At 71.8% G+C, this 11,746-nt stretch carries 12 protein-coding genes; 8 read left to right on the top strand and 4 right to left on the bottom strand.

The genetic code is table 11. The features are described from left to right. Positions 1-3 precede the first annotated feature (3 nt). The 6 genes from ASF20_RS02685 to ASF20_RS02710 all read left to right on the top strand — a co-directional run bounded on the left by ASF20_RS02685 (position 4) and on the right by ASF20_RS02710 (position 5,409). Complete coding sequence (locus ASF20_RS02685; RefSeq protein WP_056270531.1) at positions 4-1,302, top strand: beta-ketoacyl-ACP synthase; 1,299 nt, start codon at positions 4-6, stop codon at positions 1,300-1,302. After that, positions 1,299-2,078 carry an SDR family NAD(P)-dependent oxidoreductase gene (locus ASF20_RS02690; RefSeq protein ID WP_056270533.1) on the top strand — a complete coding sequence of 260 codons (780 nt, stop codon included), beginning with the start codon at positions 1,299-1,301 and terminating at the stop codon, positions 2,076-2,078. Before ASF20_RS02685 ends, ASF20_RS02690 begins: the two co-directional genes overlap by 4 nt. Positions 2,079-2,091: 13 nt before the next feature. Then, positions 2,092-2,370 carry an SH3 domain-containing protein gene (locus ASF20_RS02695; RefSeq protein WP_056270536.1) on the top strand — a complete coding sequence of 93 codons (279 nt, stop codon included), beginning with the start codon at positions 2,092-2,094 and terminating at the stop codon, positions 2,368-2,370. Between the two features lie 108 nt (positions 2,371-2,478). After that, positions 2,479-3,501 carry a zinc-binding dehydrogenase gene (locus ASF20_RS02700; protein WP_056270690.1) on the top strand — a complete coding sequence of 341 codons (1,023 nt, stop codon included), beginning with the start codon at positions 2,479-2,481 and terminating at the stop codon, positions 3,499-3,501. Between the two features lie 92 nt (positions 3,502-3,593). Continuing rightward, positions 3,594-4,631, top strand: coding sequence for a lipid A biosynthesis lauroyl acyltransferase (locus ASF20_RS02705; protein WP_082501141.1), 1,038 nt, complete (start codon positions 3,594-3,596; stop codon positions 4,629-4,631). A gap of 4 nt (positions 4,632-4,635) precedes the next feature. After that, positions 4,636-5,409 carry a DUF1223 domain-containing protein gene (locus ASF20_RS02710; protein ID WP_056270540.1) on the top strand — a complete coding sequence of 258 codons (774 nt, stop codon included), beginning with the start codon at positions 4,636-4,638 and terminating at the stop codon, positions 5,407-5,409. Positions 5,410-5,558: 149 nt separating this feature from the next. Here the strand turns inward: ASF20_RS02710 and ASF20_RS02715 are convergent, their stop codons facing one another. From ASF20_RS02715 to ASF20_RS02730, 4 genes are all read right to left on the bottom strand, one after another. Next, the gene (locus tag ASF20_RS02715) at positions 5,559-6,434 is read right to left on the bottom strand and encodes a hypothetical protein (RefSeq protein ID WP_056270542.1); all 876 of its coding nucleotides are present in this window, start codon (positions 6,432-6,434) and stop codon (positions 5,559-5,561) included. Between the two features lie 393 nt (positions 6,435-6,827). Further along, the gene (locus ASF20_RS02720) at positions 6,828-8,123 is read right to left on the bottom strand and encodes an aminopeptidase (RefSeq protein ID WP_056270545.1); all 1,296 of its coding nucleotides are present in this window, start codon (positions 8,121-8,123) and stop codon (positions 6,828-6,830) included. A 108-nt stretch (positions 8,124-8,231) separates the two neighbouring features. Further along, the gene (locus ASF20_RS02725; protein WP_056220187.1) at positions 8,232-8,525 is read right to left on the bottom strand and encodes a DUF2218 domain-containing protein; all 294 of its coding nucleotides are present in this window, start codon (positions 8,523-8,525) and stop codon (positions 8,232-8,234) included. A gap of 235 nt (positions 8,526-8,760) precedes the next feature. Further along, the gene (locus tag ASF20_RS02730; protein ID WP_056270693.1) at positions 8,761-10,227 is read right to left on the bottom strand and encodes an FAD-binding oxidoreductase; all 1,467 of its coding nucleotides are present in this window, start codon (positions 10,225-10,227) and stop codon (positions 8,761-8,763) included. A 145-nt stretch (positions 10,228-10,372) separates the two neighbouring features. Between ASF20_RS02730 and ASF20_RS02735 the strand changes: the two genes are divergently transcribed. Both ASF20_RS02735 and ASF20_RS02740 read left to right on the top strand, forming a co-directional pair. Beyond that, entirely contained in the window at positions 10,373-11,071 is a 699-nt protein-coding gene (locus ASF20_RS02735) for a fumarylacetoacetate hydrolase family protein (RefSeq protein ID WP_056270547.1), read from the top strand. 5 nt (positions 11,072-11,076) lie between these two features. Continuing rightward, on the top strand, positions 11,077-11,553 hold the full coding sequence (locus tag ASF20_RS02740) for an NUDIX domain-containing protein (protein WP_056270550.1): 477 nt from the start codon (positions 11,077-11,079) through the stop codon (positions 11,551-11,553). Positions 11,554-11,746 lie beyond the last annotated feature (193 nt).

Consider the following 11,746-nt stretch of genomic DNA (forward strand, 5'->3'; position numbering starts at 1 on the left):
GCGATGACGAACCAACCTCCCCGGGACGCCAAGGTCCGCGACGCGAAAGGCCGGCCGCTGGTGGCGGTCACCGGCCTCGGCATCGTCACCTCCCTCGGCCAGGGCCAGGCCGACAACTGGGCCGCCCTGACCGCCGGCCGCTCCGGCATCCACGCCATCCGACGTTTCCCCACGGAGGGCCTGCGCACCCGCATCGCCGGCACTGTCGACTTCCTCGATACCGACCCCCTGGTGGCACCGGCCCTGTCCCAGCGCTTCGCGGAAGCCGCCGCCGACGAGGCGATCGCGCAGTCGGGCATCGGCCGGCCCGGGGACTTTCCCGGCGCCCTGTTCATCGCCGTCCCCCCGGTGGAGATCGAGTGGCCGCAGCGCCAGGCCCTGGCCGAGGCCTCGGGCCAGACCGGCCCGATCACCTATGCGGACCTGCAGCGCGCCGCCGCGAGCCGGCGCTTCGACCCCTGGCACGACCTGTTCATCTTCGGCACGGTGGCCGACCACATCGCCGACCGCTTCGGCACCAAGGGCTCGCCGATCTCCCTCTCCACCGCGTGCTCGTCCGGCGCCACCGCGATCCAGCTCGGCGTCGAGGCGATCCGGCGCGGCGAGGTCACGGCCGCCCTCTGCATCGGCACCGACGGCTCGGTGAACCCGGAATCGCTGATCCGGTTCTCGCTGCTCTCGGCCCTCTCCACCCAGAACGACCCGCCCGAGGCCGCCTCCAAGCCCTTCTCGAAGAACCGCGACGGCTTCGTCATGGGGGAGGGCGCGGGCGCCCTCGTCCTGGAGGACGCCGAGGCGGCGCGCGCCCGCGGCGCAAGGATCCTCGGCTACGTCCTCGGCTGCGGCGAGAAGGGCGACGGCTTCCACCGCACCCGGTCGAGCCCCGACGGCGCCCCCGGCATCGCGGCGATCCGCGCCGCCCTGGCGGATGCCGACACGGCGCCCGACGCCATCGACACCGTGAACGCCCACGGCACCTCGACGCCGGAGAACGACAAGATGGAGGCGATGAGCTGCGCCGCCGTGTTCGGCGACCGCATCCGCACCCTGCCGGTCTCGTCCAACAAGTCGATGATCGGGCACACCCTCACGGCCGCGGGCGCGGTGGAGGCGGTGATCTCGCTGCTCACCATCGCGCACGGCCGAATCCCGCCGACCATCAACTACGCGGTGCCCGACCCCGCCATTCCCCTCGACATCGTAGCCGAGGCCCGGGACGAGCCGGTGCGTCGGGTGCTGTCGAACTCGTTCGGCTTCGGCGGCCAGAACACCTGCCTCGTTCTGGCGGACGAGCCGGCATGACGACGGACCCGAGCGCCGGGCCCGGCCGCCGCGTCCTCGTCACCGGGGGCGCCTCCGGCCTCGGCGCCGCCATCGTGCGGGCCCTGGTCGCCGCCGGCCACGACGTCGCCTTCACCTACCGGTCCTCCGCCGAGGCCGCCGAGGCGCTGGTGGCGGACCTCTCGGCGGCCCATCCCGACCGCACGATCACCGCGCAGGCCCTCGATCTCGCCGATCGCGCCGCCGTCGCGGCGTTCTGCGAGGAGCTCGAGGCCAGCGACGGCTTCCACGGCTTCGTCCACAATGCCGGCCAGTCCTACGACGCCCTGGCGGCGATGCTGGACCAGGACCGGGCCGAGGCGGCCATGCAGGTGAACTTCTGGTCGCTGACGCGTCTGGCGAAATCCCTGGTCCGGGGCATGACCCGCGCGCGCGCGGGACGGATCGTCGCCATCGGCTCGGTGGCCGCCCTCCGGGCCAACCCGGGCAACGCGGCCTACGCCGCGACCAAGGGCGCCCTCATCGCCTATTGCCGCACCCTGGCGGTCGAGTCGGCCAAGCGCGGCGTCACCGTCAACGTGATCGCGCCGGGCTTCATCGATACCGGGATGATGGCCCCCTACGCCGCCTACCGCGCCACCATGGAGCGCCAGATCCCGGCCGGCCGCTTCGCCCGGCCGGAGGACGTCGCCGCCCTCGCGGCCTTCCTGATGGGCGAGGGCGCCGCCTACATCACCGGCGCGGTGCTGCCCGTCGACGGCGGCCTCACCGCGATGATGGGCGTCCATCGCTCCTGAGGCGGAACCGAGCATGTCCCCGATCCCCGCCGCGCTGGTCCTCCTGCTCCTCGCCGCCGGTCCCGCCGCCGCGGCCGACGCGTTCCGGGTCGACGGGCTCCCGCGCGGCGAGACCCTGAGCATCCGCGAGACGCCGGATGCCGCCGCGCCCGCCCTCGGCCAGGCCCCGCTGGGCGCCCGCCTGCGCGGCTTCGGCTGCACCGCGGACACCCCGAGCGGTCTGACCTGGTGCCGTGTCAAGGCCGGCCCGATCCTCGGCTGGGCCCGGCGGCGCTACCTGTCGCCGGAGTGAGGCCGGCCCGGCGGGTTGATGCCTGGCCCCGCAGAGGCTAGCGAGGGGCGCATGAACGCCCAGCCCCTGCGGGGGCATCCGCGGCGCCCCGCGAACGGAAGCGAACCGATGCAATCCCTCCAGCTCCACGGTGACCGCGACCTGCGCCTCGAGGATGTCGCGGAGCCCGCGCCCCCCGGCCCCGGCGAGGTCCAGATCCGCGTGCGCGCGGTGGGCCTGAACTTCATCGACGTCTGGGGCTTCCGCGGCATGGCCTTCGCCAAGCGCAAGCTGCCCCTGGCGGTCGGGGCCGAGGCTTCGGGCGAGATCGTCTGCGTCGGGGAGGGCGTCACGGGCCTGGCCGCGGGCGACCGGGTGGCGATGTACGGCGCCCGGACCTGCGGCCGGTGCAAGGCCTGTCGGGAGGGCCGCGACAACCTCTGCGAGGACGTCTCCGGCGTGATGGGCTTCCACATCGACGGCTTCGCCCGCGAGCGGGTGACCATGCCGGCGCGCCTCGTCATCAAGATGCCGGACGGCGTCAGCTTCACCGATGCGGCCTGCGCCCCGGTGGCCTTCGGCACCGTGCAGCACATGCTGTTCGACAATGCCCGCCTTGAGCCGGGCGAGAGCATCCTCGTCCATGCCGGCGGGTCCGGCATCGGCACGGCGGCGATCAAGATGGCCAAGGCCATCGGCTGCACGGTCTTCACCACGGTGGGCGACGACGCCAAGGGCGAGAAGGCCAAGGCGCTCGGCGCCGACCACGTCATCAACTACCGCGAGGAGCGCTTCGAGGGCGAGGTCCGCCGCCTGACCAAGCGCAAGGGCGTCGACGTGGTCTTCGAACATGTCGGCCCCGACACCTGGAACGGCTCGCTCCTCTGCCTCAAGCGCGGGGGACGGCTCGTCACCTGCGGCTCCACCTCGGGCGTCTCGACCAGCATGAACCTGATGCAGCTATTCCAACAGCAGTACCGCATCACCGGCTCGTTCGGCTGCTCGATGGCCAATATCCGCGACGCCATGGCCAAGATGGCGGACGGCCTCACCCCCGTGGTGGACACGGTCCTGCCCCTGCCCGATTTCGCGAAGGGGCTGGAGCGCCTGGAATCCCGGAAGGTCTTCGGCAAGATCCTCGTGACGCTCTGAGTTGCAGGCCGCACGGGTGCCCTCCCGGGCTAAAATGAATTATGCCAGGGGCCAGGGTCGTCGCCGGAACGCCCCGCGTCACGGGATTCGTTTTGCTTCGCCTTGCCCTCGTCCTGAAGCGTAACCTGCCGCGGCTGGCCGGCCTCGCCATGATTCCCCTGATCCGGGGGCTGTTCTGGCTGGCGCGCCTCCTCGGGGCCGAGCGTGCGAGCCGGGTCGGCGGCTGGGTCGCCCGGATGGTCGGTCCCTTCCTGCCGGCCCACCGGATCGCGACGGCCAATCTGCGCGCGGCCTTCCCCGAGCGGGACGAGGCCGCGATCCGCGCCCTCGCCCGGGAGGCCTGGGACAATCTCGGCCGGACGGGTGCGGAATACGCCCATCTCCACACGCTGTTCGATCTCGATCCGGCGGATCTCGCGGCGGGCGGGCGGATCACGGTGGCGGGCGAGACGCATTTCGCCGACCTGCGCGACGACGGCAAACCGGGCCTGATCTTCTCCGCCCACCTGGCGAACTGGGAATTGCCGGCGATCTGCGCGGCCCAGTTCGGCCTCGACGCCACCGCGATCTTCCGGCCCCCCAACGACGCGGCCTCCGCGCGCCTGGTCCAGGAGGTCCGCCGCCAGACCATGGGAGGCCTGGCGGCGGCCGGGCAGGGCGCGGTCTTCGCCATGCAGGGTGTGGTGGAGCGCGGCGGCCATCTCGGCCAGCTCATCGACCAGCACTTCACCCGGGGGGTGGTGGTGGAGTTCTTCGGCAAGCCGGTGCTGGTCAATCCGCTCCTGGGCAAGCTCGCCCGCCACTACGAATGTCCCGTCCACGGCGCGCGGGTGGTCCGCCGCGACGGGACGCGCTTCCATCTTGAACTGACGCCGCCCGTCGACCTGCCGCGCGACGCCTCGGGCGCCATCGACGTGCAGGGGGCGATGCAGGCGATGACTCGGGTGATCGAGGGCTGGATCCGCGAGAATCCCGGTCAATGGCTCTGGATGCACCGGCGCTGGCGTCCCGCGATGCTGCCGAAGCCCAAACCCGCTCAGGGTCCGGCTTCGGGCACGACGGCCCCGGCCGGCGCGCCGGAGGATCGAGCGACCGTGATGACGGGGAATGGCCCGGCGACGGTATCCTGATCCCATGAGCCGCGCCGCCCCGTCCCTTCCGCGCCGAACCGTCGGCCTGCGCCTCGCCCTCCTGGTCGCCGCCGGTGCCCTGGTGGCGGGTGCGACCCAGGCCCTGGCGGGCGAGCGCACCCCGGTGGTGATCGAGCTCTACACGAGCCAGGGCTGCGCCTCTTGTCAGCCGGCCTCGCGGGTGCTCGGGGAGTTCGCCCGGGAGCCCGGCGTGATCGCCCTGACCTTCCCGATCACCTACTGGGACTATCTCGGCTGGAAAGACGCCTATGCCCAGCCCGCCTTCACGGCGCGGCAGCGGGCCTACGCCTCTCTACGCGGCGAGCGACAGGTCTTCACGCCGCAGGCCATCGTCAACGGCGAGCCCTCGATGATCCGTTCGGATCGCAACTCCCTGGAACGGGCCCTGCGCCGGGCCCGGGCAACCAGCCCCATCCAGGTGCCGGTCCGGAGCTGGGAAGAGGGCGACCGGATCTGCGTCGATGTCGGCGCGAGCACGGGACCGGACACCAAAGCCGAGCTCTGGCTGCTGCCCGTGATGCGGCGGCGGCGCATCGCCATCGGCGGCGGCGAGAACAAGGGACAGGTGTTCGACTACATCAACGTCGTGCGCGGGATGCACCGGATCGGCCCCTGGACGGGTCATGCCGCCCATTTCGAGGTGCCGCGCCACGCGGCCCAGGTCGCCGATGCCGATTCCTACGTCGTCGTGCTCCAGGGGGGCAACGAGGGCCGCCCCGCCCGCATCCTCGGCGCCGCCAAGGGGCCTGGCTTCTGAAAGGCACCTGGCTTCTGAAAGACACCGGGCTTCTGAAAGACACCGGGCTTCCGACAGCGCCCCGGGATCGCTCCCGGGGCGCCGTTTGACCGAGCGGCCAGTCTGATCGGGCTGGGGAGGCTCGGGCCAAAAGCGGGTCCGGCGACGGGTCAGTACGTCCCGAACTTGTAGTTCAGGCCGGCGCGGACGACGGCGAACTCGTCGGAGCGGCGGCTGGTATAGCCCGTCGCGGCTGCATAACCCGTGCCGGAAACGCTGTACTGGGCGCCCGTCGAGTTCGAATAGGCGAACACGCCGTTGGTGCTGTTCCGGTCGAGGCTGACATAGAGGCCCTCGATTTTCACGGTCACGGCGGAGGACTTGAAGAAGTTCAGGAACGAGTCGGAGGGCAGGGCGTACTCGATGCCGCCGCCCGCGGCCCAGCCGGTGCGGAACGTATCGGTGCTGCTGTTGGGCAGGCCGAAGCTGGAGCCGCCCCCGCCGCCATAGGCGAAGCCGCCGGTGCCGTAGACCAGGGTCCGGTCGAAGGCGTAGCCGAGGCGGCCCCGCACGGTGCCGAAGTAGTCGAGGTTCGACAGCCCGTTCGGGTTGACGAAGGTCAGGTCCGCGTTGGGCGTGCCGACGAAGGACGCCGTGTTGCGGTTGGTGCCGAAGCCGAGATACTGCGCATCCGCCTCGACGCCGACCACCACGCCGGAGCCGGGCGTGAACTGATAGTTGTAGCCGATCTGGCCGCCCCCCGTGAAGCCGTTGTTGGCGTTGCGGTTGCTGAAGGCCACGAGGCCCGGATCGGCGCCGTTGGCGACGACGCCGGAGGCGGCGGTGGTACCGATCACGGTGGCGCCGCGGCTGCTGTTGGCATCGAAGCCGTAGCCGGCGTTGAGACCCGCATAGAACCCGGTCCAGCTGAAGACCGGAACCATGGTGAAGACCGGCGGCGCGGCGCGGCGCGGAAGGTCGGCGGCAGAGGCCGCTCCGGCGAGCAGGACAGCCATCGGGCCGGCCAGGAGAAGGGGCTTGGTCATGAGATCCTCGTTGTCTCCCTCGGGAGATGGCGAACCCGAACGACGGTTCCAACCCGCAGACCGGTGCCGGACACCCGGCGCGGAAACCCGCGGGCGCCCGGGCGTCACCGCGACGAGGCCGGCCCCGATCTCCGCATCCGTGCGCCGGCAGACACGGGAGCGCGGGGATCGGGCGGTCGTCTACGCCTGCCGAACCCGCCCGAAGGCAGCGGCCGTCTGTACGGGCGTCCGTTCGAAAGTCCGTGGCCGGTGCGACCACATCCGGACCATGCGTGGGAAATTTGCCCACGTCAATTCGACGCCATCGTCTGCGTGCGCCTTCACACGGGGAAGGGCGCACGCGGATCGATGGCGTATCGGCTCAGGCCGGCGGGGGGCGCTGCCGGGAAGGCGTCAGTCGACCCACTCGCCGGCGCGCATCACCGGAACCGCCCGGCCCTCGGCGGAGAGTCCGTCGACGTCGATCCGGTCGGAGCCGATCATCCAGTCGATGTGGATCAGGCTGCGGTTGGCACCGCGGGCCGCGAGGTCGTCCGCGCTGAACTCCACGCCGCCGTTGCGGAAGCATTTGCTGTAGGCCTGGCCCAGGGCGATGTGGCTCGCCGCGTTCTCGTCGTAGAGGGTATTGTAGAACAGGAGTCCCGAGGCGGAGATCGCCGAGGAGGCGGGCACCAGGGCGACCTCGCCGAGGCGGCGCGCGCCCGCGTCGGTCTCCAGCACCTTGGCGAGCACGTCGCCGCCGGTTCGGGCGGTGGCCTCGACGATGCGGCCGCCCTCGAAGCGCACTTGGATCCCGTCGATCAGTGTGCCCTGGTAGGAGAGCGGCTTGGTGCTGGTGACGGTGCCGTCTACCCGGTCCTTGTGCGGGGTGGTGAACACCTCCTCGGTGGGGATGTTGGCGTTGCAGACGATGCCGCTGCGGGAGGCCGAGGCGCCGCCGCACCATTCGTGGTCGTCAGCGAGGCCCACCGTGAGGTCGGTGCCGGGTCCGAAGAAGCGGAGGGCCGCGAAGCGGTGGGCGTTGAGCGCGTTCATCCGGGCGTGAAGGGCGGCGTTGTGCGCCTCCCAGGCCGCCACCGGGTCGGGGCCGTCCACCCGCGAGGCCGCGAAGATCGCGTCCCAGAGGCGGGACACGGCCTCGGCCTCCGGTAGGTCGGGGAACACCGTGCGGGCCCAGGGCGTCGTCGCCGCCGAGACGATGGTCCAGTTGGTGGAGAAGTTGGCGATGAGCTCCAGGGCGGGCACGTAGGCCTTCGACCGGGCCTGGTTGGCACGGGCCACCTTGGCCGAGTCCTGGCCGGCCAGGAGGGAGGGATCGTCGCCCGCGATGGCGAGGCGGGCCGCGCCGTTGCGGTAGGCCTCGGCCATGCCGCTGTAGAGCCAGCCGGCTGCGGTGTCGAAGGCCGCCTCGGGGGCGTGGGCGAAGCGCGCCAGGGTGGCGGCATCGTCCGTGTAGAAGGTGGTGACCAGGGAAGCGCCGGCCTTGTAGGCCTGTTCGGTGATGAGGCGGGCCAGCGGCACCGTCTCGAGCGGCGCGGTGATCACGAGTTCCTGGCCGGGCCGGAGACCCAGGCCGACCTTCACGGCGACCTCGGCCAGGCGCTCCAGGCGCTCGGCATGCCGTGCCCCGTGCGACGACGCGGTCCCGGTCGGTGTGGAGCCAGCGGTTGTCTGCGCGATCCCGTCCATGCCTGTCTCCCGATGCTGCCTTCAGCGCTGTGCGCTCAAGATCAGGTCCCGGGACGGCAGGTCAACCCTCGGTGGACGCAGGCCGGGCGGGCCGGCCACGGCGTGGGTTCAAGCGGCGCGGGACCAGGTGATCTCGCCGAGGTTCTCGCGGAAGGCGAAGCGCAGGAGATGGTCGGAGACCACGTTCTCCAGGCGCGTCAGGGCGGCCGGATCGGGCGTCGCGACCCGCATCAGCAGGGCGTCGGGGCCGGCCTCGAAGGTGCAGACGCGGTCCTCGCCGAAGGGCACCCGGCCGGCCTCCTCGGTGGCTTCCACTGGGAACTTGTGGCTCCAGTGACGGCAGAGCTGCTTGAGGTAGCGGCTCGCCTCGGCCGTCGGGACTCTCGCCTGGGAAGTCGGCATCGAACGTGTCTCCTGCTCGGTCTTCGATCGCGACGTCTGATCTGTTCTCTCGTTCAAGAGAGGGCGGAAGGGTTAAGACCGGCCTAACCCACCGCACTGCAACCAGCCGTGCGCCGTTGTCGTGCAATCTCCTCCGCCCGCAGCGGAGCCGATTTATGGCGCATTGCCGTCGACAATCTGGCAAGTCTTTGTGCGCCGCACAACAGCAATCCGGACGGGCCCGGTCCGGTTCCGACTAAATTTTTGTTGAGCCTTCGGAAAAGCCGAATGACGCCGCCTCGCCGGCCCGGCGGTCGGGCAGAACCTTGCCCGGGTTGAGGATGTTTGCCGGGTCCAGGGCGGCCTTGAGGCCGCGCATCAGGTCGAGGGCCACCGGGTCGGCGTAGCGCGCCAGTTCGTCGCGCTTCAGGAGGCCGACGCCGTGCTCGGCCGCGATGGAGCCGCCGAGCCCGGCGACGATGTCGTGGACAATCCGGTTAAAGCGCTCCCAGGCGGCGAGGAACGCGGCGCGGTCCATGCCCACGGGCTGGCTGAGGTTAAAGTGGATGTTGCCGTCACCGAAGTGCCCGAAGGCGCAGACGCGCAGACCGGGCATCGCCGCCTCGCAGGCCCGCGTCGCCCGCGCGAGAAACTCGGGTAGGCGGGAGAGCGGCACCGAAACGTCGTGCTTGATCGAGCCGCCCTCCGCCTTCTGGACCTCGGAGAGGCTCTCGCGCAGATCCCAGACGGCGTTCGCCTGCGCCTCGCTCGCCGCCAGGGCCGCATCTTCGAGGAGCCCCGCGTCCTGCGCCCGGGCGAGCAGCATCTCCATCAAGGTCGCCGCGTCCTCGCCGGGTCGGGTGGTGGAGAGCTCCACCAGCGCGTAGGCCCCGTGCGCCCCGGCCAGGGGCCGACGGGCCCCGGCCCGGTGGCGCAGGACGATCTCCAGCCCGAAGGGGGCGATGTACTCGAAAGCGGTCAGGGTCGGGCCGGCCTCCGCCCGCAAGCGCCGGAACAGCGCCAGGGCGGCCTCGGCCGAGGCGAGGCCGACGAAGGCCACGGCGCGGGAGGTCGGCCGGGGAAAGAGCTTCAGCACCGCGGCGGTGATCAGCCCGAGCGTTCCCTCCGAGCCGAGGAACAGGTGCTTGAGGTCGTAGCCGGCATTGTCCTTGCGCAGGCCCTTCAGCCCGTTCCAGACCCGGCCATCGGCCAGCACCACCTCGAGCCCGAGGACGAGGTCGCGGGCGTTGCCGTAGGCGAGCACGGCGGTCCCGCCCGCATTGGTGGAGAGATTGCCGCCGATGCGGCAGGACCCCTCGGAGGCCAGCGAGAGCGGGAACAGCAGGCCGGCGGCCTCGGCGGCCGCCTGGACGTCGGCCAGCACCATGCCGGCTTCCACGGTGATGCTGGCATTGACGGGGTCGATCGCCCGCAGGCGCGTCAGGCGTGCCATCGACAGCACGATGCCCCCCTGCGGCAGGCCGCCGCCGACATGGCCGGTGTTGCCCCCCTGGGCCACCACCGGCACCCCGGCCTCGACGCAGGCACGGACCACGCCGGCGACCTCGGCGGTGTCGGCGGGCCGTACCAGCGCCAGGGCGTGGCCGCGCCGCAGCCCGCGGGTCTCGGCGAGGTGGGGCGCGAGGTCGGCCGGGTCGGTGAGGACGTGGGCGGCGCCGAGATGCGCGGCGAGGTGCGCCAGCAGGCGGGAGGAGTCGGTCACCACGGAACTCGCAACGGCAGGCCTCGGCTCGCGGCGGGATGGCGCGGCCGGGCCCGCTGCCTATGATAGGGATGGCGCGGCGTCCTGTGCAGGGCGAGCGACCGGGCGCCGCGCCGCATCCGCCGAGAGAAGAAGTTGGAGACCCATGCTGTCCGTGATCCCGAACCCGCCCCGCATCGCCCTTCCGATCGTCGGCAGCGACGACCTGTTTCCCGTGCGGCGGGTCTACTGCGTGGGTCGCAACTACGCCGCCCACGCCCGCGAGATGGGCAAGGACCCCGACCGCGAGCCGCCGTTCTTCTTCATGAAGCCCGCCGATGCCCTGCAGATCGTCACGGGCGACGATCCGGTGGACCACCCCTATCCGCCGCGCACCGAGAACTACCACTTCGAGGTGGAGATGGTGGCGGCCCTCGGGCTGGGCGGCCGCGACATCCCGGAGGCTTCCGCCCTCGACCACGTCTACGGCTACGCCGTCGGGCTCGACATGACCCGGCGCGACGTCCAGGACGAGGCCAAGCGCCTGGCGCGCCCCTGGGACCTCGCCAAGTCCGCCGATGCCTCGGCGCCGATCGGACCGCTGCACCCGGCCTCGGCCATCGGCCATCCCGCGCGAGGCGCCATCACGCTGGCGGTGGACGCGGGCGAGCGCCAGCGCGGCGACCTCTCCGAGATGATCTGGTCGACGCAGGAGCAGGTCGCGCTGCTCTCGACCTATTTCGAGCTGCACCCGGGCGACCTCATGTTCACCGGCACCCCGTCGGGCGTCGGCGCCGTCCGGCGCGGCGAGACGATGACGGCCGCCATCGAGGGCCTCGGCGCCATCCGCCTGCGCGTCGTCTGAGCCGCATGCTCCTGCAACGCCCCTGGATGCGGCGCCTGATCCACTACGGCGCCCTGGCGACGCGCGGCATGACCCTGGGTGTTCGCGGCGTCGCCATCGACGCCGAAGGCCGGGTCTGCCTCGTCCGCCACACCTACGTGTCGGGCTGGCACCTGCCCGGCGGCGGCATCGAGGCCGGCGAGAGCGCGGTGGCGGCCATGGTCCGGGAGTTCCGCGAGGAGGCCGAGATCGTCGTCGATCCCGTGCATCCTCTGCGGCTGCACGGCTTCTATCACAGCCGCACGGGGGCCGGGCGCGACCACGTCGCCCTCTACGTGGCCGCCGCCTTCGCGGTGCGGGCGCCAAAACAGCCCGACCGCGAGATCGCCGCCTGCGGCTTCTTCCCCCTCGATGCGCTCCCGGCCGAGACCACCGCCGCCACCCGCGCGCGCCTGCGCGAAATCCGCGAGGGCCTGCCCCCGCCCGCGCAGTGGCAGCCCTGAGGGGCGGTGCGATGCCGGCAAACGGCCCGCGGGGCGAGCGCCGGGATTCAGCGCTTGCAACGCCCGACGGAATGGTGTTTAGAGACGCCGTCCGGGGCCGCCGGCGGGTCTTTCCCACCAGCGGCGCGGTTGTGAGCGGGTGTAGCTCAGGGGTAGAGCACAACCTTGCCAAGGTTGGGGTCGAGGGTTCGAA

Source organism: Methylobacterium sp. Leaf88, from assembly GCF_001422795.1.
GTDB lineage: Bacteria > Pseudomonadota > Alphaproteobacteria > Rhizobiales > Beijerinckiaceae > Methylobacterium.

Coding starts and splice junctions, on each gene's coding strand:
- ASF20_RS02720 (WP_056270545.1), bottom strand. CDS start 8,123: ATGGACGGGATCGCGCAGACAACCGCTGGCTCCACACCGACCGGGACC.
- ASF20_RS02710 (WP_056270540.1), top strand. CDS start 4,636: ATGAGCCGCGCCGCCCCGTCCCTTCCGCGCCGAACCGTCGGCCTGCGC.
- ASF20_RS02690 (WP_056270533.1), top strand. CDS start 1,299: ATGACGACGGACCCGAGCGCCGGGCCCGGCCGCCGCGTCCTCGTCACC.
- ASF20_RS02685 (WP_056270531.1), top strand. CDS start 4: ATGACGAACCAACCTCCCCGGGACGCCAAGGTCCGCGACGCGAAAGGC.
- ASF20_RS02695 (WP_056270536.1), top strand. CDS start 2,092: ATGTCCCCGATCCCCGCCGCGCTGGTCCTCCTGCTCCTCGCCGCCGGT.
- ASF20_RS02735 (WP_056270547.1), top strand. CDS start 10,373: ATGCTGTCCGTGATCCCGAACCCGCCCCGCATCGCCCTTCCGATCGTC.
- ASF20_RS02715 (WP_056270542.1), bottom strand. CDS start 6,434: ATGACCAAGCCCCTTCTCCTGGCCGGCCCGATGGCTGTCCTGCTCGCC.
- ASF20_RS02740 (WP_056270550.1), top strand. CDS start 11,077: ATGCTCCTGCAACGCCCCTGGATGCGGCGCCTGATCCACTACGGCGCC.
- ASF20_RS02700 (WP_056270690.1), top strand. CDS start 2,479: ATGCAATCCCTCCAGCTCCACGGTGACCGCGACCTGCGCCTCGAGGAT.
- ASF20_RS02725 (WP_056220187.1), bottom strand. CDS start 8,525: ATGCCGACTTCCCAGGCGAGAGTCCCGACGGCCGAGGCGAGCCGCTAC.